Annotated in this window: 27 protein-coding genes; 20 read left to right on the forward strand and 7 right to left on the reverse strand. The window is 73.1% G+C overall.

The window, feature by feature from the left end:
- Positions 1-25: 25 nt before the first annotated feature.
- The 14 genes from ACZ60J_RS33715 (at position 26) to ACZ60J_RS33780 (ending at position 12,610) form a co-directional block, all read left to right on the forward strand.
- Positions 26-1,012, forward strand: coding sequence for an LLM class flavin-dependent oxidoreductase (locus tag ACZ60J_RS33715; RefSeq protein ID WP_469687803.1), 987 nt, complete (start codon positions 26-28; stop codon positions 1,010-1,012).
- A 145-nt stretch (positions 1,013-1,157) separates the two neighbouring features.
- The gene (gene mpaB / locus ACZ60J_RS33720) at positions 1,158-2,252 is read left to right on the forward strand and encodes a daptide biosynthesis RiPP recognition protein (protein ID WP_469687805.1); all 1,095 of its coding nucleotides are present in this window, start codon (positions 1,158-1,160) and stop codon (positions 2,250-2,252) included.
- Positions 2,252-3,079, forward strand: a complete 828-nt coding sequence (mpaM, locus tag ACZ60J_RS33725; RefSeq protein ID WP_469687806.1) for a daptide-type RiPP biosynthesis methyltransferase — start codon at positions 2,252-2,254, stop codon at positions 3,077-3,079. Before mpaB ends, mpaM begins: the two co-directional genes overlap by 1 nt.
- Positions 3,079-4,386 carry a daptide-type RiPP biosynthesis aminotransferase gene (mpaD, locus tag ACZ60J_RS33730; protein WP_469687808.1) on the forward strand — a complete coding sequence of 436 codons (1,308 nt, stop codon included), beginning with the start codon at positions 3,079-3,081 and terminating at the stop codon, positions 4,384-4,386. The genes mpaM and mpaD overlap by 1 nt, the downstream gene beginning before the upstream one ends.
- Positions 4,383-5,588, forward strand: a complete 1,206-nt coding sequence (gene mpaC, locus ACZ60J_RS33735) for a daptide-type RiPP biosynthesis dehydogenase (protein WP_469687810.1) — start codon at positions 4,383-4,385, stop codon at positions 5,586-5,588. The genes mpaD and mpaC overlap by 4 nt, the downstream gene beginning before the upstream one ends.
- An 83-nt stretch (positions 5,589-5,671) precedes the next feature.
- The gene (locus ACZ60J_RS33740; protein WP_254387522.1) at positions 5,672-5,818 is read left to right on the forward strand and encodes a daptide-type RiPP; all 147 of its coding nucleotides are present in this window, start codon (positions 5,672-5,674) and stop codon (positions 5,816-5,818) included.
- A 67-nt stretch (positions 5,819-5,885) separates the two neighbouring features.
- Entirely contained in the window at positions 5,886-6,032 is a 147-nt protein-coding gene (locus ACZ60J_RS33745; RefSeq protein WP_243336478.1) for a daptide-type RiPP, read from the forward strand.
- Positions 6,033-6,087: 55 nt separating this feature from the next.
- Positions 6,088-6,249: a daptide-type RiPP gene (locus ACZ60J_RS33750; protein WP_469687812.1), complete on the forward strand. Its 162-nt coding sequence runs from the start codon at positions 6,088-6,090 to the stop codon at positions 6,247-6,249.
- Positions 6,250-6,304: 55 nt separating this feature from the next.
- On the forward strand, positions 6,305-6,454 hold the full coding sequence (locus tag ACZ60J_RS33755) for a daptide-type RiPP (RefSeq protein ID WP_250744242.1): 150 nt from the start codon (positions 6,305-6,307) through the stop codon (positions 6,452-6,454).
- 174 nt (positions 6,455-6,628) lie between these two features.
- On the forward strand, positions 6,629-7,423 hold the full coding sequence (locus ACZ60J_RS33760; protein ID WP_469687814.1) for an ABC transporter ATP-binding protein: 795 nt from the start codon (positions 6,629-6,631) through the stop codon (positions 7,421-7,423).
- The gene (locus ACZ60J_RS33765) at positions 7,416-8,156 is read left to right on the forward strand and encodes an ABC transporter permease (RefSeq protein WP_469687815.1); all 741 of its coding nucleotides are present in this window, start codon (positions 7,416-7,418) and stop codon (positions 8,154-8,156) included. Before ACZ60J_RS33760 ends, ACZ60J_RS33765 begins: the two co-directional genes overlap by 8 nt.
- A gap of 21 nt (positions 8,157-8,177) precedes the next feature.
- The gene (gene mpaP, locus ACZ60J_RS33770; RefSeq protein ID WP_469687816.1) at positions 8,178-9,821 is read left to right on the forward strand and encodes a daptide biosynthesis intramembrane metalloprotease; all 1,644 of its coding nucleotides are present in this window, start codon (positions 8,178-8,180) and stop codon (positions 9,819-9,821) included.
- Between the two features lie 32 nt (positions 9,822-9,853).
- Positions 9,854-12,331, forward strand: a complete 2,478-nt coding sequence (gene lanKC, locus ACZ60J_RS33775; protein WP_469687818.1) for a class III lanthionine synthetase LanKC — start codon at positions 9,854-9,856, stop codon at positions 12,329-12,331.
- A gap of 30 nt (positions 12,332-12,361) precedes the next feature.
- Positions 12,362-12,610 carry a hypothetical protein gene (locus ACZ60J_RS33780; protein ID WP_469687819.1) on the forward strand — a complete coding sequence of 83 codons (249 nt, stop codon included), beginning with the start codon at positions 12,362-12,364 and terminating at the stop codon, positions 12,608-12,610.
- 82 nt (positions 12,611-12,692) lie between these two features.
- On the opposite strand, the gene ACZ60J_RS33785 is transcribed toward ACZ60J_RS33780, so the two are convergent.
- Entirely contained in the window at positions 12,693-14,474 is a 1,782-nt protein-coding gene (locus ACZ60J_RS33785) for a trypsin-like serine peptidase (protein WP_469687821.1), read from the reverse strand.
- 51 nt (positions 14,475-14,525) lie between these two features.
- Between ACZ60J_RS33785 and ACZ60J_RS33790 the strand changes: the two genes are divergently transcribed.
- Together ACZ60J_RS33790 and ACZ60J_RS33795 are read left to right on the forward strand one after the other, a co-directional pair.
- Positions 14,526-15,395 carry a hypothetical protein gene (locus tag ACZ60J_RS33790; protein ID WP_469687823.1) on the forward strand — a complete coding sequence of 290 codons (870 nt, stop codon included), beginning with the start codon at positions 14,526-14,528 and terminating at the stop codon, positions 15,393-15,395.
- 85 nt (positions 15,396-15,480) lie between these two features.
- The gene (locus ACZ60J_RS33795; RefSeq protein WP_469687825.1) at positions 15,481-16,284 is read left to right on the forward strand and encodes an AAC(3) family N-acetyltransferase; all 804 of its coding nucleotides are present in this window, start codon (positions 15,481-15,483) and stop codon (positions 16,282-16,284) included.
- 37 nt (positions 16,285-16,321) lie between these two features.
- On the opposite strand, the gene ACZ60J_RS33800 is transcribed toward ACZ60J_RS33795, so the two are convergent.
- Positions 16,322-16,987 carry a GNAT family N-acetyltransferase gene (locus ACZ60J_RS33800; protein ID WP_469687827.1) on the reverse strand — a complete coding sequence of 222 codons (666 nt, stop codon included), beginning with the start codon at positions 16,985-16,987 and terminating at the stop codon, positions 16,322-16,324.
- Positions 16,988-17,154: 167 nt separating this feature from the next.
- Here ACZ60J_RS33800 and ACZ60J_RS33805 point away from each other — a divergent pair, with 167 nt between their 5' ends.
- From ACZ60J_RS33805 to fabI, 4 genes are all read left to right on the forward strand, one after another.
- On the forward strand, positions 17,155-19,404 hold the full coding sequence (locus ACZ60J_RS33805) for a molybdopterin-dependent oxidoreductase (protein WP_469688074.1): 2,250 nt from the start codon (positions 17,155-17,157) through the stop codon (positions 19,402-19,404).
- A gap of 123 nt (positions 19,405-19,527) precedes the next feature.
- On the forward strand, positions 19,528-20,052 hold the full coding sequence (locus tag ACZ60J_RS33810) for an SgcJ/EcaC family oxidoreductase (protein WP_469687829.1): 525 nt from the start codon (positions 19,528-19,530) through the stop codon (positions 20,050-20,052).
- A 48-nt stretch (positions 20,053-20,100) separates the two neighbouring features.
- Positions 20,101-20,805, forward strand: coding sequence for a 3-oxoacyl-ACP reductase FabG (fabG, locus tag ACZ60J_RS33815; RefSeq protein WP_469687831.1), 705 nt, complete (start codon positions 20,101-20,103; stop codon positions 20,803-20,805).
- Between the two features lie 25 nt (positions 20,806-20,830).
- Positions 20,831-21,640: an enoyl-ACP reductase FabI gene (gene fabI, locus ACZ60J_RS33820; protein WP_469688076.1), complete on the forward strand. Its 810-nt coding sequence runs from the start codon at positions 20,831-20,833 to the stop codon at positions 21,638-21,640.
- Positions 21,641-21,745: 105 nt separating this feature from the next.
- Here fabI and ACZ60J_RS33825 read toward each other — a convergent pair whose 3' ends face one another.
- The 5 genes from ACZ60J_RS33825 to ACZ60J_RS33845 form a co-directional block, all read right to left on the reverse strand.
- Entirely contained in the window at positions 21,746-22,534 is a 789-nt protein-coding gene (locus ACZ60J_RS33825) for an MBL fold metallo-hydrolase (protein WP_469687833.1), read from the reverse strand.
- An 84-nt stretch (positions 22,535-22,618) separates the two neighbouring features.
- Complete coding sequence (locus ACZ60J_RS33830) at positions 22,619-23,344, reverse strand: 4'-phosphopantetheinyl transferase family protein (RefSeq protein WP_469687835.1); 726 nt, start codon at positions 23,342-23,344, stop codon at positions 22,619-22,621.
- Between the two features lie 32 nt (positions 23,345-23,376).
- Positions 23,377-24,237, reverse strand: coding sequence for an aminoacyl--tRNA ligase-related protein (locus ACZ60J_RS33835; RefSeq protein WP_469687837.1), 861 nt, complete (start codon positions 24,235-24,237; stop codon positions 23,377-23,379).
- A gap of 13 nt (positions 24,238-24,250) precedes the next feature.
- Entirely contained in the window at positions 24,251-24,496 is a 246-nt protein-coding gene (locus ACZ60J_RS33840) for an acyl carrier protein (protein WP_469687839.1), read from the reverse strand.
- Positions 24,493-25,383 carry a diiron oxygenase gene (locus ACZ60J_RS33845; protein ID WP_469687841.1) on the reverse strand — a complete coding sequence of 297 codons (891 nt, stop codon included), beginning with the start codon at positions 25,381-25,383 and terminating at the stop codon, positions 24,493-24,495. The genes ACZ60J_RS33840 and ACZ60J_RS33845 overlap by 4 nt, the downstream gene beginning before the upstream one ends.
- Between the last annotated feature and the right edge of the window lie 14 nt (positions 25,384-25,397).

The raw sequence follows: 25,397 nt of genomic DNA on the forward strand, positions 1-25,397 counted from the left end.
CCCGAGCACAAGGAGAGAAAGTCCGATGACCGCCTACTCGGTGCTCGTTCCCTTCGTCCCGAGCCGCCCCGAGCAGCTCCTGCCCTTCGCCGGGCTGGTCCACTGGACCGGGGCCGAACGCCTCTGGCAGGGACAGAGCCTGGTCACCGAGACCCACCAGGCCTTCGCCCACGCCGCCGGCGCCGGATTCAGGGTCCCCGTCGGGCTCGGAGTGACCCTGATGGGGCTGCGCCACCCCACGGAGGCCGCCCTCCAGGCCCGTTCCCTCGCCCTGATGACGGGTCAGCCGGTCCTCGCCGGCTACGGGCCGGGCGCCCCCGCGGTGCAGAAGGCCCTGCTCGGAGCCCCGTACCGGAGCCCGCTCACCGCGGCCCGGGAGTACCTGACCGCCGTACGCGCCGCCCTCGACGGTACGGACGCGGTCCTGGACGGGGAGTACCTGCACCAGGAGTCACTGCTCCCGCCGGTGCCCGGACCGCCCGTCGAGGTCGGACTCGGCGTCCTGCGCCCCGGCATGGCGAGGCTGGCCGGCGAGGTGGCCGACGCGGCGATCTGCTGGCTGACCCCGGCCCGCTACCTGGCCGACACGATCGTGCCCGAGGTGCGCAAGAGCGCCGAGAGCGCGGACCGGCCGGCGCCCAAGGTGGTGGCCATGGTGCCGATCGCCCTGGCGGCGCCCGACCGGGATCCCGTACGCCTCGCGCTGGCCTCCAACCGGCACCACCTGAAGGCGGCGCACTACCAGGACATGCTCCGGCGCGGCGGTGTGGAACTCCCCGCCGCCACCGGTTCGGAGGCGGAGGACGAGAGCGCCCGGGGTGCGGCCCTGGTCGCCGGCGACGCCTTCCTCTACGGGGAGCCCGCCGAGCTCCTCGCGAAGCTCGAAGCCTTCCGCGAGGCGGGCGTCGACGAGATCGTCCTCAACGTCACCGGCGTGGCCCAGCTGTACGGCGCCCAGGCGGCCAGCCGTGAACTGCGCACGCTGCTCACGGTCCTCGGGCTCGCCTCCTGACCGGAGGCGTCCCGCAACCGCCGCCCGTCGCCACCACCTGCCCGCCCGCACCCCCTCATGCTTCCGGCCGCCCCCGGCCGATCCCCCTCCAGCTCCGCGTCGTCAGGCGCCCGCGTCCACCCACGCACTCACGTTAGGCATGTTCATGACACTCACTTCGGTCAAGGCCCACGCCTTGCAGTGGGGCACCGGACGCCCCCTGGCCGCACTCGCCCCCCGCCCGCCGTTCACCGCGACGGTCGTCCTGGAGGACGCGGCCCACCTCGACGCCCTGCTCGGCAGCGGAGTGGCCGGACCCGGCACCGTCGTCCTCGTCCCCGGGGACGAGCCGACCGCCGAGCCCGAGCCCCACGAGGCCACCGGCGCCCAGGTCATCGTCTGGCAGGGCTCCCTCGGCGAACCCGGCGCGGAAGCCGGCCTGCACCCCGACTTCTACCTCCAGGTACAGGCCTACTCGATCACCCCCTACCTCTCCGTCCTCGGACCCACCCTGGTCCGCATCGTCGAGGAAGCCGACTTCCAGGCCTTCCTGGAAGACGCCGACCGGGCCCTGAACGACGGCGAGTTCTCCGCCTTCCTGACCCACCCCTCGGTCCAGCTCGCCGACCTCGGAGCCCTCGGCGGCAACGGCGACGGCGACGGCCCGGCCCTGCGCCTCTACGTCGACGCCGACGGAGCCGTCAGCGTCGCCCCCGGCGCCGCCTCCCTCGGCCCCGTCGGCACCCCCGCCGCCGCACTGCACCGGGCCTGGGAGGACTCCACCGGCGCCCTGGCCGGCGTACTCGACGAGGAGCTGCGCCGCGAGCAGCTCGCCGCCCGCCCCTGGATCTCCCGCTACCTGGCCGCCGTCGGCGCCATCCGCGAAGCCGTCACCCGAGGCCTCGAACAGCCCCGCGTCTCCGGCTTCGGCGGCCGCCTCGTCCCCGCCCTCGCCGACCACCCCGCCCCGCAGGACACCTCCGGCGACACCCCGGTGCTGCTCTTCAACGCCGAGCAGGCCCTGATCCACCACCCCGGGGACCGCCGCACCATCGCCCTCTCCCCCGACGCCGCCCAGGCCGCCGAAGCCCTCCTCGTCACCGGCACCGCCCGGGCCGCCGCCGACTACGCCGACCCGGCCACCGTCGACGCCGTCGCCGCCTACTTCTCCGGCATCGGACTGCCCCTCACCGAGTCCGCCGCCCCCCGCACCGCCGCCCCCGACGCCACCCCCGACGTCACGGAAGGAGCGACCCTCTGATGGGCGCCATGCTGCTCAGCCCCGCCGCCGCGGGCACCGGCCTCACCGGCCGCGCCGCCGAGGCCGTCGCCGAACTCGGAGACCGGGCCGTCCTGTGCGACCTCTACGACGAGGCCGGCGCCCCCGTCTACCACGACATCGCCGGCACCACCCCGCACGAGGTCCGCGAACTCCTCACCACCCTGCGCCGCATCCCCGGCCCGGTCCTCGACCTCGCCGCCGGCTCCGGCCGCCTGACCTTCCCCTTCCTGGCCCTCGGCCGCGAGGTCACCGCCCTCGAACTCTCCGGCCACATGATCGGACTGCTCCGGGACCGGCTCGCCGCCACCCCGGCCTCCCTCCAGGGACGGTGCACCCCCGTCCAGGCCGACATGAGCGACTTCTCGCTCGGCCGCCGCTTCGGCGCCGTCGTCCTCGGCACCACCTCCATCTCCCTCCTCCCGCCGGAGGCCCGACCCGGCCTCTACCGCTGCGTACGGGAACACCTGGCGCCCGGCGGCAGGTTCCTGCTCACCACCGTCGAGGTGGACGCCGCCGACGACGGCAGCGACGAGAGCGAGATCCTCGCCCCCGGCGAGATCACCGGCCGCTCCTACCGGATGATCGAACAGTGGACCTCGGGCAACAGCTCCCGCACGGTCACCGTCATCCCCGCGGACCCGCCGGCCGAAGGCCCCGTCCACGTCGCCACCACCACCATCGGCGTGATGCCCGCACCGCTGCTGGTCGCCGAGCTCGAAGCCGCCGGCTTCGCCATCCGCTCCACCACGCCCATCCCGGGCGGCGGCCGCCACCACGACGTCCTCCTGGAAGCCGAGGCCCTGTGATGACCACCGCCCTGCCCACCCTGACCGGACGGGACGACGAGACTCCCGACCACGGCCACCCGGCCCTGTGGACCTCCCTGCTCCCGCCCTCCGCCCACGGCGACGACGGCATCTGCGCCGTCTCCGCCGAGGGGATGTACGTACGGTTCGCCGACGGAAGCGAACTCCTCGACGGCGACTCGGGCCTGTGGAACGCCAACCTCGGCCACGGCAACCGGCACATCGCCGAGGCCTGCCACCAAGCCCTCCTCAACGCCTCGTACCTGAGCGTCTTCCGCTACGAACACCCCTACGCCCGGCAGGCCGCCGAGGCCCTGGTGGAGCTCTGCGGCGCCGACCACTTCGCCCGCGTCCTCTTCTCCACCTCCGGCGGCGCCGCCAACGACCTGGTCATGAAGACCGCCCGGCACTACCACGCCCTGCGCGGCGCCGAGAAGCGCAAGATCATCGTGGGGCTGCGCGGCAGCTACCACGGCCTGACCTTCGGCGGCTTCGCCCTCACCGGCGAGAACCTCGGCCAGCAGGTCTACGGGGTCGACCAGCGCCTGGTGCGCCACGTCACCCCCAACGACCCCGCCGACATCGAGAAGCTGATGCGGGCCCAGGGCTCCCAGATCGCGGCCGTCGTCGTCGAACCCGTCCTCGGCAGCGGGGCCGTCCCCCTCACCGACGAGTACCTCCAGACCCTCTTCCGGCTCCGCGAGGAACACGGGTTCCTGCTCGCCGCCGACGAGGTGGCCACCGGATTCGGCCGCACCGGGTCGATGTTCGCCTCCCAGCGGTGGAGCGAACGCCCCGACCTGCTGGTCACCTCCAAGGGACTGACCAACGGCACCTGCGCGGCCGCCGCCGTCATCGTCTCCCGCACGATCGCCGACGCCTTCCGCGAAGCCGACGCCACCTTGACCCACGGCGAAACGCAGGCCGGCACCCCCGTCACCTGCGCCGCGATCATCGCCACCATCGAGGAGATGCGCCGCCTCGACGCCGTCTCCCGGGGCCGGCGCGCCGCCGAGACCCTCGGCGCCCACCTGGACCGGCTCGTCACCGAACACCCCCTCTTCGACTCCCACGACGGCCGCGGCCTCTTCCGCTCCCTGCGCATCGTCACCCCCGACGGCGAACCCCTGCCGCAGGCCCGGGTCCTCGACCAGATCACCGCCATCCGGGCAGCGGGCGCCATCGTCCACGCCGGCGTCCACGGCATCCAGATCATGCCGCCGCTCACCGCGACGGACGCCGAGATCGACGCCCTCATGGAAGCCGTACGGACGGGCGTGGAGAGCTTCGCGGGAGGAACGCGGTGAACATCGCCTGGTCCGGATCCACCCGGCTGCTCATCGGCCCCGAAGGGCTCAGCGACTGGCTGGCGGACTTCGACGACGCCCACCCGGCAGCGGGGAGTCGTCCCGTCACCGCCCTGCTCCTCGACCCGGCCGTCGCGAACTCCCGCATCACCGCCCTGGTGACCGCGGAACTGGACCGGGCGGGACACACCACCCACACCATCGTCCCCGACGGCGACGGAGGCCCGGACGAGATCCTCGCCCTGGCCCGCGCCACCGCAGACGCCGGACTCGTCGCCGTCATCGGCGGCGGCGCCCTCCTCGACCGGGCCAAGCTCCTGGCCGTGGCCCACGAGGACGAGCGGGCCCGTACGGCCCTGCGCACCACCGGCCGCAGCGGACTGCTCACCCTGGACCCGCGCACCCGCCGCACCCGCCCGCTGCTCGCCGTACCCACCACGGTCGGCACCGGATCCGAACTCAGCCGGGTCGCCTGCCTGCCGCACAACAGCGGCAAACGGCTCGTCATGGGCGACGCCCTCGCCCCCGATGCGGCCCTGATCGACCCGGCCGCCACCGAGACCCTGCCCGGCGAGCTGCTGATCGAAGGAGCCCTCGAAGCGGTCTTCCGCACGGTGGGCCCCTACGTCGGCAACCTCACCGACCGCGCCGTCGAGGACGCCCTCGCCCAGACCGCCGCCACCCAGCTGGTCCGCCTCGGCGGAGCACTGGCCCGGCAACTGGCCGACGGACAGGCCCCCGACGCCACGCTCCGCACCGACCTGGCCCGGCTGAGCGGACTGACCCAGTCCACCTGGCTCTGCTACGGCAGGGACCTGTTCAGCACCGAGGGCTGGATGATCGCCAACGAACTCTCCAGCGCCCTGGGCATCCGCAAGATGACCGCCGTCGCGGCCATCCTGCCGGCCCTGTGGCGGGCCGTACTCGCCGGCGACACCCGGCTCGGCTCCGCCACCCGCCTGCGGGGGATCTGGGAACTGCTCCGCTCGGCCGACAGCAGCGGCGACCCGCTGCCCGCCGAGCCGGTGGCAGGGATCAGCGCCCTGATGAACCGCTGGGGCATCGTCCGCGACATCGCCGTCACCCCGCAGCTGCTCGACGCGGTGGCCCGAAGGACCGTACGGGCCTGGGGCGCCGGCCTCCCGATGCTCGGCGGCCTGCGCGCCGCCGACGTCAACGCCCTGCTCAGCGAAGCGGCCTGAACTGCCGCTCCGCACCCACAGACTTCCGCGCCGCCTTGGCGCGGGGACCGCACCACCCCACCTCTCACGGAAGGAAAACCGTCATGGACAACACGTTCGAGAACGTTGCCGCCGATGTGAACCACCTGGAGCTCGGCCTGCAGGAGCTCGAGGTCATGGAGGCCCCGGGCTGGTGGACGACCGGTGGCGTCGTCGTCGGCATCTCCCTCGTCTCGGTGGTCATGACCTGATCCGACCCGGATCAGCGCCCCACCGCTCCACCCCCTCGTACACCCACACACAGAGAAGGAGTCAGTCATGAACGAGAAGTTCGAGGCCCCCGCGGCCGACGTGAACCACCTGGAGCTCGGCCTGCAGGAGCTCGAGGTCATGGAGGCCCCGGGCTGGTGGACCACCGGCGGTGTCGTCGTCGGCATCTCCATCGTCTCCATCGTCGCCACCTGATCCACCCCCAGCAGTCACGTACCACCCACCACTCGACACACGAAGGAGAACAGCCATGAGCGAGCAGATTCTCGGCCACCTTGAGAACACGACGGTCGTCGTCGCGCAGGACGGCCTGGAGCTGGGCCTGCAGGAGCTCGAGGTCCTCGAGGCCCCCGGTTTCTGGGAGGGCGTGTCGATCGGCATCGCGATCTCCACGGTGACCATCGCTACCTGATCCACCCTCAGCAGTCACGTACCACCCACCACTCGACACACGAAGGAGAACAGCCATGAGCGAGCAGATTCTCGACAACGCGGCGGTCGTCGCGCAGGACGGCCTGGAGCTGGGCCTGCAGGAGCTCGAGGTCCTCGAGGCCCCCGGTTTCTGGGAGGGCGTGTCCATCGGCATCGCGATCTCCACGGTGACCATCGCCACCTGATCCCGCCCCGGTGACCCGCTCCCCAGGGAGCGGCGCCCGAAACGGATCGATGCGGACCGGGCCCGGCCGGGAAACCCCCGGCCGGGGCCCGGCCCTCGGCACCACCGAACCACCGAACCACCGAACCACCGAACCACCCCACACCCGGCACACCCCGGAAAGGACGCGGCAGCGATGAGCAGCAGCAGCGACCCGGCCGTCTCGCTGAACGGCCTCACCAAGACCTACAAGGGCCTGCGCGCCGTCGACGCACTGACCGTGGACATCCGCGCGGGCCGTGTCACCGGCCTCCTGGGCCGCAACGGCGCCGGCAAGACCACCACCCTGCGGATGCTGCTGGGCCTCGCCACCCCGACCGCCGGCACCGCCACCATCCTCGGCAAGCCCTACGCCGAACTCCCCGACGCGGCCCACCGCATCGGAGTCAGCATGGACGGCATGGGCGGCGTCACCGGCGCCACCGTCCGCGGCGAACTGCGCATCTGGTGCACCGTACTGGGCCTGCCCGCCGGCCGCGCCGACCAGGTCATGGAGTACACCGGCCTCGACTACGCCGCCGACCGCCCGGTCAAGGGCTGCTCCACCGGCATGCGCCAGCGGCTCGCCCTGGCCACCGCGCTGCTCGCCGACCCGGAGATCCTCATCCTCGACGAGCCGGCCAACGGCCTCGACCCGGACGGCATCCGCTGGCTGCGCGCCACGCTGCGCACCCTGGCCCTGGGCGGCCGCACCGTCATCGTCTCCAGCCACCAGCTCGCCGAGCTGGAGCAGACCGTCGACGACGTCGTGATCATGCAGCACTCCCTGCGCTACGCGGGCACCCTCGACGACCTCACCGGCCACGGCGCCAGCCGCCTGGAGGAGCGCTTCTTCGAGCTGGTCGACCCGGCCGCCACGGCCGTACCCGCCGCCGACCCGGCCCGCACCGCAGGAACCCGTACCCCGGAAAGGAACTACTCCCGTGCGTAACCTCATCGCCGGCGAAACCCGCAAGGCCCTGACCGGCCGCGCCTGGTGGGCCCTGCCGCTCGCGGGAGCCTGGCTGTGCCTGATCACCACCTTCGGATACGTCTCCGGAGGCGAGAAGGCCATCGCCGACGGGTCCACGTCCCTGGCCGTCGGCCAGGACGTGGCCCGTTCCTGGATGATGATGTTCCTGCTGGCGGCCGTCTTCGGCGCCGTCCACGTCACCCGGGACTACGCCTCCGGCACCATGGTCCGCTCCGCGCTCCTGGCCGGCTCCCGCACCCGCCTCTTCGGCGCGAAGCTCGTCGTCGCCACCGCCGCCGGAGCCGCCTTCGGCCTGATCGCCGCCGCCCTCGGCGCCGTCAGCGTCTACCTCGGCCCGCTGCCCTTCGGCCTGGAGGCCGCCGCCGACGGCGAGACCGCCCTCATCCTGCTCGGCGTGTTCGCCTGCTGCACCCTGGCCGCCCCCTGGGGCGCCCTCATCGGCTGGATCGTCCGGAACCAGACCGGCGCCGTCGCCACCCTGATCGGCCTCACGCTCCTGGTGGACCCCGGGCTGCAGCGGCTGGTCCCCGAGGTCTCCAAGTACCTCCTGACCATCGCGATGAGCTCCGTCTACCGGGACGTGAAGCCCGACCTGCTCTCGCTGCCCTGGGCGTACGCGGTCATCGCCGCCTGGCTCGCCGCCGCCTTCGTCGCCGGCCGCCATCTCGTCCGCACCCGCGACATCGCCTAGACCCCCCGAGGTGCTTCCACCATGTCCGCCAAAACCGCCTTCGCACCCGATCTGGAGCGGCCCCGCACCGCCGACGACGTGGCCGTGCGCGAACCCCTCACCGCAGACGCCCCCTGGGTGATCCAGCGCGGGGAGCACAAGCACTTCCGTACCGGCGAGGACCTCGCCCGCCTGGTCCGCCTCCTCGACGGAAGCCGCGACCACGACCAGCTCGCCGCCGAACTCGGCTCCCCCTGGACCCCCGGCCACATCGACCGCGCGGTCCGCAGCCTCGCCGACTCCGACCTCCTGGAGGACGGACGGCCCGTCAAGAAGCCGGCCAGGGTCCGCTTCGCGGGCCCGCTGACCATCCAGTTCACCCTGGTCAAGCCCGAGCGGATGCTGCGCCGCCTCGCCCCGCTGGTCCGCCCGCTCGGCCACCGGATCGCCCTCGGCGCGGCCGCCGCCGTCGTCATGCTGGGAGTCCTGGCCCTCGCCGCCAGCGGCGCCACCCTCGGCGAGGCGCTCTCCCGCCCGATGCCCCTGTGGGCGTACGCCTGCGTGATGCTCGGCGTGGTCGCCACCACCGCCGTCCACGAGATGGCCCACGGCGCGGTCCTCACCCATCACGGCGGCACACCCAGCCGGATGGGCTTCATGCTCTTCTACATGTCGCCGGCGTTCTTCTGCGACGTCTCCGACGGCTGGCGGCTGCCCGGCAAGCACCAGCGCGTCCAGGTCGCCCTCGCCGGCATCGCCATCCAGGCCGTGGCCGCCGGCACCGCCGCCCTCGCCGCCTTCGCCGTCCCCGCCGGACCGGCCCGCGAGACCCTGCTGCTGGTGGGCCTCGTCAACTACATGGTCTGCGTGGTGAACCTGCTCCCGCTGGTCAAGCTCGACGGCTACCTCGCCCTCATGAGCCACCTGGACATCTCCCACCTGCGGGAGAAGGCCATGACCGACGCCCGCCGCGCCCTCGCGCGGATCGTCTTCGGCGGCCGCGGCTACCGGCGCGAACTGCCCGGCCGCGGCTGGTCCGTCCCGTACGGCCTGGCCTGCCTGGTCTTCCCGCTGTACCTGGTCTCCAGCGCCCTGACCCTGTGGTCCGGGATCCTGCAGCGCCTCGGCATCGCCGGCTCCTGCATGATGGTCTGCGCCCTCGGCTACCTGCTGTGGCGCCTCGGCAAGGGCGCCGCCACCCTGGTCCGCGAAGCGGTCCAGGCCGGAGCCCGCCCCGCCCGCATCGCCGCCGCGGGAGTCCTCGCCACCACCGGACTGGCCCTGGCCGCCACCCTCGTACAGATCCCCGCCACCGTCTCGGCCGGCTACACCACCGAGCGCGACGGCAGCCTCAGCCTCCTCGTCCCCCGGGGCGGCGGCGGCTTCGAGCTCACCGAGGGCACCACGGTCACCCTGCGCCGCTCCGGGCTCTTCTCCCGGCCGCAGACCGGCACCGCCACCCTCGGCGAACCCACCGGCCACGACGTCCTCGCCCCGGTCACCGCCATGCTCCCCGTCGCCAGTGACCGCCCCTGGCTGGAGATGAAGGCGTACCCGCTGCACCGCGTCACCGCCACCCCCGCGCCGAACGGCACGGACCGCACCGGCGTCGCCGAGGTCCAGGCGGGCCACCACCCGCTCTGGAAGTGGTTCGCCGTCTCCTACCTCGGCCCGCTGCTCCCCTGACTTCTCCCGTACGCCGCCCACGGAGGCCCGCCATGTCCCTGCGACACGTTGCCCACTGCCCGCCCGGCACCCCCTTCTACGACCGTCCGGCCGCGATCACCGGCGCCGACGCCTTCCCGGCGGCGACCGCCGAGGCCCCCGCCGGGTGGACCCGTGAGCCGATGGGGGAGTGGACCGTCCTGACCCCGCCGGGACTCGAACTCCCCGGCCAGGGCTGGAAGATCCACGTGTCGGCGACCGAGCGGACGGCCCCCGAGGTCCTCGACATCGTGAGCGCGTACTGCACCTCCCGCTCCCTGCTCTTCAAGTTCCTCACCAGCCCCTCGATGCTGATGCTGCGCAACAGCAAGTACGGGGACCGGGGCAGCAGCGGCAAGTTCATCACCCTCTACCCGCGCGACGAGGCGGAGCTGGAGACGGTACTCACCGAGCTCGACGCCCTCCTCGAAGGCCGTCCCGGACCGGCCGTCCTCAGCGACCTGCGCTGGGGAGCGGGCCCCCTGTACCTGCGCTACGGGGGCTTCAAACTGAAGCTCGGCCCCGGCCCGAACGGGGTCCCCGTGCCCTGCATCGAGGACCCCGAAGGCAACCTCGTCCCCGACGTGCGCGGCCCCTCCTTCCGCCCGCCGGCCTGGCTGCAACTGCCGCCGTGCGTGGTCCAGGCGCTGGCCGAACGCAACCGCGGGGGCTCCCTGGGGGACTTCCCCTTCAAGATCACCCAGGCCCTGCACTTCTCCAACGGCGGCGGCGTCTACCGCGCCACCGACACCCGCGACGGACACGAGGTCCTGGTCAAGGAGGGCCGCCCGCACGCCGGCCTCGACGACGCCGGAGCCGACGCCGTGGAACGGCTGCGCCGCGAGCACGACGCGATGGCGGCCCTCGACGGACTGCCCTGGTTCCCGAAGGTCCTGGACTGGCGTCGCGGCGCCGAACACTGGTTCCTGACAAGGGAGTTCGTCGACGGCAACGCCCTGACCAAGGAGACCGCCGAGCGCAACCCGATGCTCCACGCGGTCACCGCCCGCGACACCGCCATGCCCGTGGCCGAGTACACCGCCTGGGCCCTGGACGTCCTCGACCGAATCGAGGCCGCCGTCACCGCCATGCACGCACGCGGCCTGGTCTTCGGCGACCTGCACCCCAACAACGTCCTGATCCGCCCCGACGGCACCGTCGCCTTCATCGACCTGGAGACCACCCTCCCCATCGAGGGACACACGGGCCAGGCCATCGGAGCCCCCGGATTCTGCGCCCCCGCCGGCACCACCGGCACCGCCGTCGACCGCTACGCCCTGGGCTGCCTGCGGCTGAGCCTCTTCCTGCCGCTGACCCCGGTGATGTCCTTCAACCGCAGCCGCTCCGAGGACCTCCTCGCGCAGATCGCCGCCTTCTTCCCGGTCCCCGAGGGGTACTCCGACCAGGTCCGCGCCGACCTCGGACACGCCCCGGCGCCCGCCGGCGGCCCGCTGGCCACCCCCGAACGCATCGCCACGGGCATCCTGACCTGCGCCACCCCCGAGCGCACGGACCGCCTCTTCCCCGGCGACGCCGACCAGTTCCTGCACGCCGACGGCGGCCTCAACATCGCCAACGGAACCGCCGGAGTCCTGTGGGCCCTGCGCGGAGCCGGGATCACCGTCCCCGAGGCCCACGTCGACTGGCTGGCGGACGCCGCCCGCGCCCTCACCGGGCCGCGCCCGGGCCTCTACGACGGACTGGCCGGCATCGCCTGCGTCCTGCACGACTTCGGGCGCACCGACGAGGCCGCCGCCCTCCTGGAGCGCGCCCACGGCCTGCTGTCCACCGCCACCCTGCGCGACGGCAGCCCCGACCGCAGCCTCTCCGGCGGCATCGCGGGCCTCGGCCTCGCCCTGCTGCACCTCGGCGAGGACACGGCCGCCGGCGAACTCGCCGCCGCCCTCGTCAACAGCCCCACCCTGGAGGAACGCCCCGGCCTGCTCCGCGGAGCCAGCGGCGAGGCCCTCTTCCTGCTCGCCGCCGGCCGTGACGACGCCGCCCGCGTGGCCCTCGTACACGACCTCGAACTGTCCCGGCAGCCGCTGCCCACGCCCTGGCACCGGGTCCAGCTCGCCCACGGCGGGGCCGGGCAGGCCATCGCCGTCCACCACTACCTCGCCGCGCACCGGGACCCGTACCTGACGGCCGTCCACGACGCGCTGCTGACCGACCTCACGTCCCAGTTCCACCCGGCCTGCGGCCTGTTCACCGGCCGCGCCGGCGCGCTCGCCGCCCTGAGCTGCACGGACGACGGCTCGGCGGCCACCGCGCGGGCGCTCGCCGAACTCCGCTCCGGCCTCGAACCGTTCGCGGTGGCCCACGAGAACGACCCGTACGCCACCGGCTTCCTCGGCGACCACCTGCTGCGCCTGTCCACGGACCTGGCCACCGGCTCCGCCGGCGTCCTGGCGGCGCTCACCGCGCCCCGCACGGCCGTCCTGCCCTACCTGCCCGCCCCGGCCCCGGCGCCGGTCCCGGCCGCCCGCTGAATCCGACCCCACCCACGTACGGAGCCCCGCATGCCCACCCACCTGACGGTCAGCATCAGCATGACGGAGGACGCCCCGGCCTCGGCGGCCCCCGAGACCACGGCCGTACGCCTCGTCTCCTGCCTTCCCGCGTCGTGGACGGTGGTTCCCCTCGCGATGACCACCCGCTCCGCGACCCTGTCCCTGACCGCCCCGGACGACACCCGCGCCCCGGCGGTCCTGGAGACCCTGGACACCGCGCTGTCGGCCCCCGCCTTCACCGGCTGGATCCGCGGCTGACCCGCCGCCCCGACCACCCGCAGGCCGCTCGCACTTCCCCCACAAGCGGCCTGCGGGTGCACGACCTCGCCCGGGACCGGGGTCAGCCCCGCGGCGGGACGAGCATGCGCTCCTTGGTGAGGCCGGAGGTGCGGGTGTTCTCGTACAGGGTGGTCTCGCCGTCGCTCCACCGGACGATCAGGTCGTCGGCGAGGCCGTCGCCGGTGTACCGGCCGGCGGTCATGAGGACGCTGCGGGTCCAGGTGCCGTCCGGACCGCGCAGGCGCCGCTCGCCGCCGAGCCCGCGGGTGCCGATGCCCGGGTGGCTGACGAGCGCGCCGTTGGACCAGCGGACCATCAGGTCCCACTTCCGGTTCCCGGAGAACTGCCCGGCGGCGAGCAGGGAGGCGCCCTTCCAGGCCGGGCCGGGGGCCTTGAGCCGGTGCTCGCGGCCGAAGGTGCCGGCGCCCACGGCGGTGTGCAGGGTGAGTTCGCCGTCGGACCAGCGGACCACGAGGTCGGTGACGTAGGTGGAGGCGGCGAAGCGCCCGGCGGTGATCTGCACGGCGTGCTTCCAGACCGATCCGGCGGGCGCCATCTCGGTGACGCGACCCAGGCCGTGGGAGCCGACGTCGCCGTGCAGGGTGGTCCGGCCGTCCTTCCGGCGGACCAGCAGGTCGAACTGGTCCGACCCGGTGAAGTCGCCCGCGGTGACGGTGGCGACGTCCTTCCAGCCCGCGTTCGGCGCCATGAGCCGGCGCTCCGGGAGGAAGCCGCCCCGGCCGTCGCCCGGGAAGAGGGTCACCTCCCCGTCCGTCCACACCACGAGCAGGCTGCTGCGGCCGCTGCCCGTGAAGTCGCCGGAGGCCATGGCCCTGGCATGGGTCCACAGCTCCCCGGAACCGGGCAGCGGGTGGCCGTCCGCGGAACCCGTGTAGGGCGGGCGGGAGAGGGCGCCGGGGTCGCGGCCGGCATCGGCGTCCTCGTACAGCGCCCGGGCCTCCTTGCCGTACACGGGCGCGTACGTCACCCAGGAGTCGTTGCCGCCGCCCTGGAGGCCGCCGGTGTTGCCGATGACCTTGCCGGTGCGGCGCGCGGCGTCGTAGTCCTTGATCCAGGGACCGCCGGACACACCGCCGTAGAAGCCCCTGCACACCATCCGCATCTGGCGGAATCCGCCCAGCCGGGTGGTGGGAACGTCGCAGCGGATGGCCTTGTGGGCCGGGTTGACGGCGGAGGCGGACGGGTAGCCGACGACGGTGACGCGGTGCGCGTAGGTGCTTCCCGGCGTGAAGGTCAGTGCCCCCGTGAGCCTCTCGACGCTCCCCTTGGCGTTCGGCTCGACCAGGACGAAGGCGACGTCCAGGTCGGAGACGGCGGCCGGGCCGTCCGAGGTGTAGCGGGGGTCCGTGTACACGCCGTTGGTCCTGACCGGGAAGATCCCGAACGGCTGGGCGCCGGCCGCTCTGCCGTGCCGGTACTGCGGCACGAAGACGGCGTGGTGCGTCGGCCCGGCCATGCCGTCCGCGCAGTGCCCCGCCGTGAGCACCATGCTCTTGCCGGTGCTGCGGACCACGCTGCCGGTGCAGGAGGTGTCGGCGTGGCCGACCTTGGAATCCCGGTAGAAGAAGGTCCCCACCATCGGCATGCCGTCGAAGTAGGTGCCCGTAGGGGTGCCGGACGGAGCGGCGGACCGGGTCCTGTCCTGCGGACCGGCCGTACCGCGGCCCCGCGCGTCGTCGACGGGCACGGCGGCGGCCATGCGCTCGGCCGTCCAGTACGCCTCTTCGGCGACGACCCTGGCGGAGGGCGTCGGCGGGGGATCGGTACCCGGTGCGGCCGCCATCACGGCGACGGCCAAGGCGGTGCACCAGCTGGATCTCAAGGAACCCACCTTCCGTACGACAGGATCGTCGGTAGACAGAAAAGAGATCACATGGGCAGGACGAAGACCGCCGCGGCCGGGGTCGCCGCGCTGACGATGCTCCTGATGCCGTCCGCGGGAACCGCGTTCGCGGCCCGGACGGCGGATCGGCCCACCCCGCTGCCCGCCGGGGCCCGGCTGTCCGCGAGCCCCGGGGAGCGGCTCACGTTCACACTCCCGGGCTGGTTGCCGGGGAAGAACGGCAACCGGGTGGTATCCGAGATCTTCGTCGCACCCGGGACGCTGAGGATGGACGATCCGGTCATCACCGCCGTGGCCACCGTGGCCTGCGACACCGCTCCGGGGGTCTACCCGGTCCGGCAGACCGGCCCCGGCGGGCCCGCCGAGGGCGCCGGGGGCGAGCCCTGGGTGAGCGTCGAGGTCGCCGGCATCGGCGCGGCCGAGCGCGCGGCCTGCCCCGGGAAGGTCGCGGCCCTTCCCCCCGAACGGCCGGAGGAGCACTGGCCCGCCGGCAGTTCCTGGCCGCAGTCGCCCTGGGACGTACGGACGTTCCGCCCCGGCGAGGAGGCGACGCCGACGGCCTCGGACGCGTCGGCGGGGTACGGCGACACCCTCGTCTCGCCCGGGTTCACCGGCCGGGCCGTCATGCGCGGGGCCAAGTCGGTGGTGACGGCCGCCGCGACGATCCGCTGCGATGCCGGGCCGGGGCTGTACGAGGTCCGCTGGGCGGGCGACGACGAGGTCTGGGCCCGCTACCGGGTGGCGGGTTCCGCCGACCCGGACCGCCCCGCATGCCGGGACCGGGCCGCCGGACCGGCACCGGGGAACGGCCCCTGGCTCGCGGGCGGCGCGGCCGCAGCCCTGGCCGCCGGCGGCGCGGCGGCCCGGCGCCGGCGACGCGCGGGGTCACGGGCACGGTGACGCGCAGGGTGACGGGATCCGGCCCGGCGTCCGGCAATGCGGTGGCGCGCGGGAGCGGGGCCCCCGACACTGACCCCTTGTGTCCATGAACTCTCAGGCCGGGCCCCTCTGTACGCGCGCTTCGCTCGCCGCCGAGCTGCGCGGCCTCGGCCTGCACCCCGGTGAAACCCTCCTCCTGCACTCCTCCCTCAGCTCGCTCGGCTGGGTCTGCGGCGGCGCTGCCACGGTGGTCACGGCGTTGCTCGACGCCCTCGGGGCCGCGGGGACCCTGGTGGTGCCGACGCACTCCGGCGACAACTCCGACCCGGCGTACTGGGAGAGCCCGCCGGTGCCCGAAGCGTGGTGGGCGGACATCCGGGCCGCGATGCCGCCCTTCGACGCGCGCACCACGCCCACCCGCGGCATGGGCGCCGTCCCCGAAGCCGTCCGCACCTGGCCGGGGGCCGTCCGCAGCGGCCATCCGCAGACCTCCTTCGCCGGGCTGGGCCCGCGCGCGGCCACGATCACGGACGGGCATGCCCCGGAGTGCCGGCTCGGCGAGCGCAGCCCGCTCGCCCGGCTGGAGGAGGCCGGGGCGCGGATCCTGCTGCTGGGTGCGGGCTTCGGCTCCTGCACGGCCTTCCACCTGGCCGAGTACCGGGTCGACGCACCGCTGGTCGACAACTCCTTCGCGGTCGCCACCCCGCAGGGCCGCCGCTGGACCACGGTCCGCGACACGGCGGTCTCCTCGGACGACTTCGAGGACCTGGGGGAGGCCTTCGAGAAGGAACGCCCGGTGGTGCGGGGCCGGGTGGGCGGCGCGGAGGCCCGGCTGTTCGACCTGGCCGAGGCCGTCGCCTACGCCGAGGGCTGGCTGACCCGCAACCGGCCCCCGGCCGCCACGGCCTGACACGGGGACGGGGCGGGCCCGTACGGGGGCGGGCCCGTCAGCCCGCCGTGGCGCCGGCGTCCGTCCCGGCCCGCCGGCGCTCGGGGCCGCGGGCCATCCGCTCCTCCAGGTGTCTGCGGCAGTCGGGCCACTGCGCCGCGGTGACCGAGTACATCGCCGAGTCGCGGAGCAGGCCCTCCTCGCCCGGGGCCCACGAGCGGGACCAGTTGCGGAGCACGCCCTCGAGGCGTGCGCCGACCCCCTCGATCGCGGCGCGCGAACGGGCGTTGCGGGCGTCCGTCTTCAGGTCGAGCCGGGCCACGCCCCAGTGCTCGAAGGCGTGCCGGAACAGCAGGTACTTGGCCTCGGTGTTGATCCCCGAGCCCTGGGCCGAAGCCGCGAGCCAGGTGTAGCCGACCTCGATCGCGCACAGGCCCTCCCCGGTCGTCGGCCACGGCCGGGGGTCCCAGAAGGCGGTGGCCCCGACGGCCCGCCCCGACGCCCGCTCCACCTGCGCGTACGGGGCCAGTGTGCCCGCGTCGCGGCGGGCGAGCTGGGCGTCGATGTACGCCCCGACCCGGTCCGCGGTGGGCACCCAGGTGAACCGGTAGGGGCTGCGGTCCTCTTCGGCCGCCACGGCCAGGTCCGCCGCGTGGCGGTGCTCCAGCGGCTCCAGGCGTACGAGCTCGCCGTCGAGGACCGGTCCGTCGAGTACGAAGGTCATGGCCGCAGCGTTCCAGAACCGTCCCCGCCGTGTCGCGCCAATTCGGCGGCGCTGATGACCACCCGGCGCCGGGCCGTCGGCCTTCACGGGCGATAGAACGCGGGACAGCCCGGGACCCCGTGGCTACACTGCGCGCAGTTGATCAAGTGGTGTGGGGGCGGCCGGTGTTGGAGCGAACGGCGACACGGGTGTGCCCGTTGTGCGAGGCGACCTGCGGGTTGAGCATCACGCTCTCGGACGAGGTCGTCACCCGCGTCAAGGGGAACCGGGACGACGTCTTCAGCAAGGGGTACCTCTGCCCGAAGGGAGCCTCCCTGGGCCGCTTCGACGCCGACCCCGACCGGCTGACCGCCCCGCTGGTGCGCCGCCCGGACGGCGGTTTCGACGAGGTGGGCTGGGCCGAGGCCTTCGCCGCCGTCGAGCGCGGCCTGCGCGGGGTGAGCGAGCAGCACGGCAAGGACGCCGTGGCCCTCTACATGGGCAACCCGGTCATCCACACGCTGGCCCTGCCGCTCTACATGCTGGTCCTGCGCGAACGGCTCGGCACACGGAACATCTACTCCTCCACCACCCTCGACACCATGCCCAAGAGCGTGGCCTGCGGATGGATGTACGGAGACCCGCTCGCCTTCCCGCTGCCGGACATCGACCGCACCGACCACCTGCTGGTCCTGGGCGCCAACCCCATGGAGTCCAACGGCAGCCTGTGGACCGTCGCCGACCTGCCGGGCCGCCTCAAGGCGCTGCGGGCGCGCGGCGGGCGCCTCGTCGTCGTCGACCCGCGCCGCACCCGCACCGCGGACCTCGCGGACGAACACGTCCCGATCCGCCCCGGCACCGACGCCCTGCTGCTGCTCGGCATCGCGCACACGCTGTTCGACGAGGGCCTGGCGACCGACCCCGGCCCCGGCTTCGCCGGCTTCGACGAGCTGGCCGTCCAGGTGAAGGGGTTCGCCGCGGAAGACGTCGCGGACGCCTGCGGGGTCCCCGCGGGGACCATCCGCACGCTCGCGCGCGACCTGGCCGCGGCGCCGACGGCCGCCGTGTACGGACGACTGGGCACCTGCACCACGGAGTTCGGCACGCTCACCAGCTGGCTGGTGGACGTGGTCAACATCATCACCGGGAACTTCGACCGCCCCGGCGGAGTGCTCTTCGGGGAGGCCCCGCACGCCACCCGCCGCCCCGCCGAGCCGTTCCGCACCGGACGCTGGCACAGCAGGGTCCGCGGACTGCCGGAAGCCAACGGCGAACTTCCCACCGCGACCCTCGCGGACGAGATCGAAACCCCCGGCGAGGGGCAGGTACGGGCCCTGCTGTGCATCGCCGGGAACCTGGTCCTCGCCTCGCCGCAGGGCGAGCGGCTGGACCGGGCCCTGCCCGGCCTGGACTTCATGGTCTGCGTCGACCCCTACCTGAACGAGACCACCCGCCACGCATCCGTCATCCTGCCGCCGCCGAGCGCCCTGGAATCGCCCCACTACGACGTGGTCCTGGCCGGCCGCTCCGTCCGCCGCAACGCCCGCTTCTCCCCGCCCGTACGGCCCCTCGCGCCCGGGCGCCCCAGCGAGGCGGAGATCCTCGCCCGGCTGGTCCTCATCGCCTCGGGCAAGAGCGCGGACGAGGACCCGGACAGCGTGGACGAGGCGCTGACCGACCTGACCCTGAGGGCCGCCTCCGGGCGCCGGGGGGCGCCCCTGCACGGGCGCGAACCGGCCGCGCTCAAGCGGGAGCTGACCGGGGACAACGCCCTGGAGCGGCGGCTCGACCTGATGCTGCGGCTGGGCCCCGCCGGCGACCTGTTCGGCAGGCGTCCCGACGGCCTGAATCTTGCCCTGCTCAAGGAGACCCCGAACGGCATCGACCTCGGGCCGCTGCGGCCCCGCCGCGAGGAGGTCGTGATGACCGCCTCCGGCCTGGTCGAACTGTGCCCGCCCGCCGTCACCGGGGACCTGCCGCGGCTCGACGCGCGGATGCGGGAGCTGGACGACGGCGGGTTCGTGCTCATCTCCCGACGCCAGCTGAAGTCCGTCAACAGCTGGTCGCACAACATCGCGACCCTGTCCGGCGGGACCAACCGCTGCGCCCTGGAGATCAGTACGGAGGACTCCGAACGCCTGGGCGTCGCCGCCGGAGACCTGGTCCGGGTCCGGGGCCGGAGCGGCGAGGTGGTGGTGCCGGTGGAGCCCACCGACCGGCTGCGCGCGGGCGTGCTGAGCCTCCCGTACGGCTGGGGGCACGGGCGCAAGGGCAGCCGGCTCGCCCACGCGGCCACCCAGCCCGGGGTGAGCATGAACGCGCTCACCGACAGCTCGGTCGTCGACCCGCTCTCCGGCACGGCCGTCTTCAACGGGGTGCCCGTCCGCGTGGAGAAGGCGGAGACGGCGGAGACGGTCGAAGCAGAAACGGAAAGATGAATTCCGGACGATTCGCATTCTGCGTCATTTGAATTCCTGATCGCGTCGAGGGAAAACTTTTCAGACATCCCGAGCATCCCTAGACTGGCCAAGAACTTCCGATCGCCAGTCAATGGAGATTTCGTGAGACTTGCCCGTCGCATTGCGATTCCCGCCGTTTCCCTGATGCTGCTCGCCGGAGTGGCCACCGCGGCGAACGCCGTCGAGGAACCCGCACAGGATTCCCTGTTCGGTCCGGTGTGTTCGCCGACGCAGACCGCCATCACCGATGTCCCGCACCGGCTTTTCGCCGCCTGGAACAACGGGGACGCTGCCGGGGTCGCCGCCCAGTTCACGACGGACGGGCACATGATTCCGAGCAACGGCGCCTACCTCACCAGCCGGACCGCGATCCAGTCCTTCTACCAGGGCGCCTTCGCAGGTCCCCTGGCCGGCACCCGGATGATCGGCAAGCCGCTCAGCGTGCGCTGCCTGTCCAGCACCACGGCCGTGATCGACGGGCTCGGCGGGCTGCTGAAGCCCGGGGACACCTACACCGATCCGGAGCAGGTGCCGATCGGCCAGCGCATCATCGTCTCCTGGACCGCGGTCCGCGTGGGCAACACGTACTACATGAAGGAATTCCAGAGCACCACCATTCAGGGCTGATCACCGAGCCGGCTGACGCGAGGAAATCGAGAGGAACGGAGAGTTTCGTTGCCACGCACGGTGCTGGTCACGGGAGGAAACAGGGGAATCGGGTTGGCCATTGCCGAGGAATTCCTCGGACGTGGTGACCGGGTTGCCGTCACCTACCGCAGCGAACCACCGGACGGCAAGTTCCTCGCCGTTCGCTGTGATGTGTCCGACCCGGAACAGGTCGACGCCGCATTCACCGCGGTCGAGGCCGAACTCGGCCCGGTGGAGATTCTCGTGTCCAATGCCGGCATCACCGAGGACCGGGCCATGCTGCGGATGCAGGAGGAGCAGTTCTCCCGCGTCATCGACACCAATCTCACCGGCGGCTGGCGCTGTGCCCGGCGGGCCCTGCCCAAGATGCTGCGCGGCCGGTGGGGGCGGATCGTCTTCGTGTCCTCCGTCGCCGGACTGCGCGGGAACCAGGGCCAGGTCAACTACGCCGCCAGCAAGGCCGGCATGGTCGGCATGGCGCGCTCGCTCGCCCGCGAGGTCGCGACGTCCGGCATCACCGTGAACGTGGTGGCGCCCGGCCTGATCGAGACCGACATGACCGCCGCCCTGTCCGGACCCCGCAAGAGCACGCACCTGGCGGAGATCCCGGCCGGACGGGCGGGACGGCCCGAGGACGTGGCCGACACCGTGGCCTGGCTCACGGGGGAGCGGGCCGGCTACGTCACGGGCGCGGTCGTGCCCGTGGACGGCGGCCTGGGAATGGGGCACTGACCCCATGACCACGACGCCTCCCGTCATGGCGCCCCCCGTCACCGCACCTTCGGTCACCGCGCTTCCCGCCACCGGCGGTCTGCTCGCCGGCAAGCGGATCGTCGTCACCGGAGTGATCACCGAGCGGTCGATCGCCTTCGCGGCCGCCCGTATCGCCCAGGAACAGGGCGCCCGGATCGTCCTCACCGGATACGGCCGGCTGTCCCTGGTCGAACTGGTCTCCCGCCGGCTGCCCGAGAAGCCGCCGGTCGTGGAACTGGACGTGACCGACCCCGGGCACCTCGCCCGCCTCCCGGAGCTGGTGGGCGAGCAGCTCGGCGGAGTCGACGGAGTACTGCACTCCATCGCCTTCGCCCCGCCGAGCTGCCTCGGCGGATTCCTCACCGCACCCTGGGAGGACGTGTCCACCGCCGTCCACACCTCCGCCTACTCCTACGTCTCCCTCGCCAAGGCGCTGTTCCCGCTCATGGCCGGCGGCGGCTCGGTGGTCGGCCTCACCTTCGACGCCACGAAGGCCTGGTCGGGCTACGACTGGATGGGCGTGGCCAAGGCCTCCCTGGAGTCCGCCAACCGCTACCTCGCGAGGGAGGCGGGCCCGCTCGGCATCAGGTCGAACCTGGTGGCGGCCGGCCCCCTGCGGACCACTGCCGGGAAGGCCATCCCGGGCCTGGCCCGCACCCAGGACGACTGGGCGGCGAAGGCACCGCTGGGCTGGAACATCACCGAGACGGAGTCCACGGCACGGGCCTGCGCCGCACTGCTCTCCGACTGGTTCCCGGCGACCACGGGCGAGATCGTCCACGTCGACGGGGGACACCACGCGATGGGCGCCTGACCGCAGGGCGACAGGACCGCAACACCGCAACACCGCAGTACGAAAGGGGTGGTGCCCCGGGCCGCACGCGCGGCCCGGGGCACCACCCCTTCTCCGACCCGCGGGTCAGAGCGCGAGGCTGTTGCCCGGCTCGGGAACGACCAGACGCTGGCCCGAACCCGCCTTCTCGAAGGCGGCGCTGACGGTGTCCTGACCCTCCGTGAAGTGCTGCCAGCCGTCCTGGTGCACGGCGAGCACCTTGCGGGCGCCCAGCAGCTCGGCCACCTCCACCGCCTGCTCGGAGGTCAGCGAGAGCAGCGTCGGGCCGAACGGGGCGAGCTGCGCCGCGCCCACGTGCAGCACCGCCAGGTCGACGCCGGCCCCGCCGAGGCGCTCCGCCAGGGCCCGCACCGGCTCCAGGGAGACGTTGTCACCGCTGACGTACACGGTCGGCAGGCCCTCGCCGCTCAGCAGGAAGCCGGTGACGGCGCCGAGCATCGGCTCGGTCCCGGCCGGACCGTGCTGCGCCGGGACGGCGGTGACCACGAGGCGGCCGCCGTCCGGGCGCTCCAGTACGTGCTCGGCCCACGGCGCCAGCCCGGTACCGCCGACGCGCTCCGCGGACTGCTCGGTCGTGAGCACCAGCGCGACCTCCTTGAGGAAGGCGCGCCCGGCCCCGTCGAGGTTGTCGGGGTGCTGGTCGTGCGACAGCAGGACGGCCGCCACCGGGCCCAGCCGGTCGGTGGTCAGCGCCGGGTCCGCCACCTTGTGCAGGGCGACCGGGCCCATCTCGTAGGAGGAACCGGCGGCGTCGAAGGTCGGGTCCGTCACGAACCGCAGCCCGCCCAGGTCGATGACCACGGTGGGGCCGCCCACCGCGGTGACGGCGAGCTGTGCGGCGGTGTTCTCAGTCATGGAACTGCTCCTTGGAAAGTACGACGCGAACAGTGGGAACGGCGGGAACGGTGGGACGGGAAAGATGAGGAGGGAGCGGGCCGGTCAGCCGGGTTCGACGACCACCAGGCCCCCGGTGAATCCCCGCGGCAGCCGCAGCGGGTGCCAGCGGTGGCCGACGTCCTGGTCGGGCGCCCCGGCCAGGGAGCGCACCCCGGTGCCCACGGCCTTCACGTACGCCTCCCGCCTGGTCCAGACGTCCAGCCACAGCAGGTCGCCGGCCAGGCCCGAGGCCAGGCCGAGGCGGGCGCGTTCGGCGGGGGAGAACAGCCGCCGGGCCAGCTCCCCGGCCCGGGGGACCGTACGGACCTCCTCGACGTCCACGCCGATCCGGGTCCCGGGCGCGAGTCCGCTGCCCACGGCGACGGCGACCACACCGGCGGCGTGCGCGATGCTCACGTCCACCCCCGGGGCGTCCGTCACCCACGGCCGCCCGGCCCGGTCCACGGCGAGGCCCACCCGGGCGGCCGGCCGGCAGAGCATCCGCCCCAGCACGGTGCGCAGCAGGTACCGGGCCAGGACGAACTCGGCCCGGCCCAGCGGATCGGAGACGGCCTCGTAGCGGGCGCGTTCGTGCGGGGGCAGTGCGGCGGCGAGCGCCGCCACCGTGCCCGCCGGCAGACCGCGCCCGTCGGCCCACCAGGCGCGTACGCCACCGGGGCCCGCGGCGGCCTGCCCGGCCGGGGCGATCCGCCCCGAGGCGACCCGTCCCGAGGCGGTCCACCCCTGGACGATCCGCCCCGGGACGATCCGCCCCGCAGGGCCGGCCATGGTCGCCGCCGTCCCGTCCGATCCGCTCCGCGTCACGGTCGGCCGGCCGCCAGCACCCGGTCGGCCAGCTCGTCCTCGGTCAGGCCGAAGTGCGAGGTGAGTGCGCTGATCCAGCGCTCCAGGCCGAAGGCCACGCACCCGGTGAAGGCGGGCTCGCCGTCCGCGGTGCGGATCTCGCAGCGCTCGCCGAAGAAGTTGCGGTGGAAGTTGAGCGAGCCGATCGCCAGCGAGCCGTCGAAGACGAACTCCTCCTTCACCGGGAAGAGCTGCGCCATCAGCGCGCGCCCCGCGCTCGCGTCGAAGAACGGGTCGCTGGCGGCCTCGATCTCGATGGGCAGGCCGAGCTCCGACAGGTAGCCGGTGATCTTCTTGCGGAACAGCTCCAGGTGGGCCAGGACCTCGTCCCGGGTGCCGACGCACACGATCTCCCGCATGCTGAAGCCCAGCAGCCGGCGCAGCGCGTCGTAGTGCGTCTCGCGGCGGAAGCAGGTGGCCACGGTGGTCACCTTGTGGGGACCGTCCGTCAGGGTGCGGCCCGTCAGATCGAGGTAGACGTTGTAGCAGGCCGCCGAAGGCAGCGCGTACGAGGCCTCCGTGAGGTGCCCGGCCGGCAGTGAGGGCTCCCGCGACCCGCCCGTCGCGTACTCCGGAGCGGCCTCCTCCGTCAGGGCCGCTCCGAGGATCGCCAGCTGCGGGAAGTTCTGGAAGTAGTCCAGCCGGTGCAGGTCCTCGACCCGCATCAGGGGCGGGTACTGCACCGCGTCGGCGCCGACCTCGGCCGCCCAGCCGGTGAACACGCCTTCCAGCGTGGCCCGGAGCCTCAGCGCACCCGGTCCGAGGGTGGCGAGACCGCCGCGGGTGGAAGGGGTACGGCCCGCCTCCGACGTGCTCACGGAGCTCCCCGGACTACTCGGACTCATGGAAGAACCTCTTTCGAATCGAGTTGATCGTACGAAAATCAGACGGAGTGACGTTCTCCATCAAGATCTCTTCGCCCGTCTGCTCCTCCAGCACGTAGAGGAAGTTGACGAAGCCGAGGGAGTCGAGGATCCGGTTCTCGACCAGGTCGAGCTCCGGATCGATCGAGGTCAGGTCCGGCCGCTTGGTCAGCAGGTACTGGAGTACGGCGTCGAAGCCGGTCGCGGTGCTCATGAGCGCGGCAGGACGTCGTCGGTGAAGATGCCCTCGTTCACGAGGAAGCTCATCGAGCGCTTGAGCATCTTGCGCTCCAGCTCGTGGAAGGCCGGGTCGGCCAGCACCTCGTTGCGCACCTGGTAGGGGTTCGGGATGCCCGCGTCCCTGAAGGCCGCCGGGTTCACCAGCCCGTCCACGGACTTGCGCAGGTACCGCTTGAGGTACAGCTCCAGCTCGGCCAGCTCCTCCGTGCTCAGCTTCTCCCGCAGCTGGCGGTGCAGGTGCGAGACGATCTGCCGGCCGAAGGCGACGTGCCGGGACTCGTCCTGGTGGTGGATCGCGTTGATCTTGCGGATCGTGGGGTGCAGCCGGTCGTCGTCGCCCATCCGCTTGTTGAAGAAGTCGACGACCTCTTCGAAGAGCAGGAGCCGCGCGAAGACGAGGAAGTGGGCGGACTCGCCCTCGGACTTCATCTCCAGCTGGACGCCCTTGTCCGGGTAGACCTTGCCGCCGTAGAGCAGGCAGAACCGGGCGAAGAACCACATGTGCGAGTTCTCCTCGCCGATCATGTGGTGGAAGTACTCGGAGGAGAGGGCGAAGTCCTTCGTGTGGATCCGCGCGATGATCTCGGTGATCAGCTCACGGATGCCGTCGACGTTCAGGCTGTAGAAGTTGACGCTCTCCCACTTGCTGATCGCCCACTTCTGCTCCTCGGTGAACGACTCGGCCACCTTGGTCCCGTGGATGGACAGCAGCTCCGGAGTCATCCAGTACTGGTCCTCGGGCAGCGTCTCGGGCCAGTCGAACATCGTGTACGGGTCGTAGTGGTCGCGCTCGGACATCGACACGAGCCGGTCGAGTATGGACTGCAACTGCGCGTCGGCCTGCAGCACGGGCGTGCTCATCGGATCCTTTTCCT

This window comes from Streptomyces sp. NPDC104226, assembly GCF_055584085.1.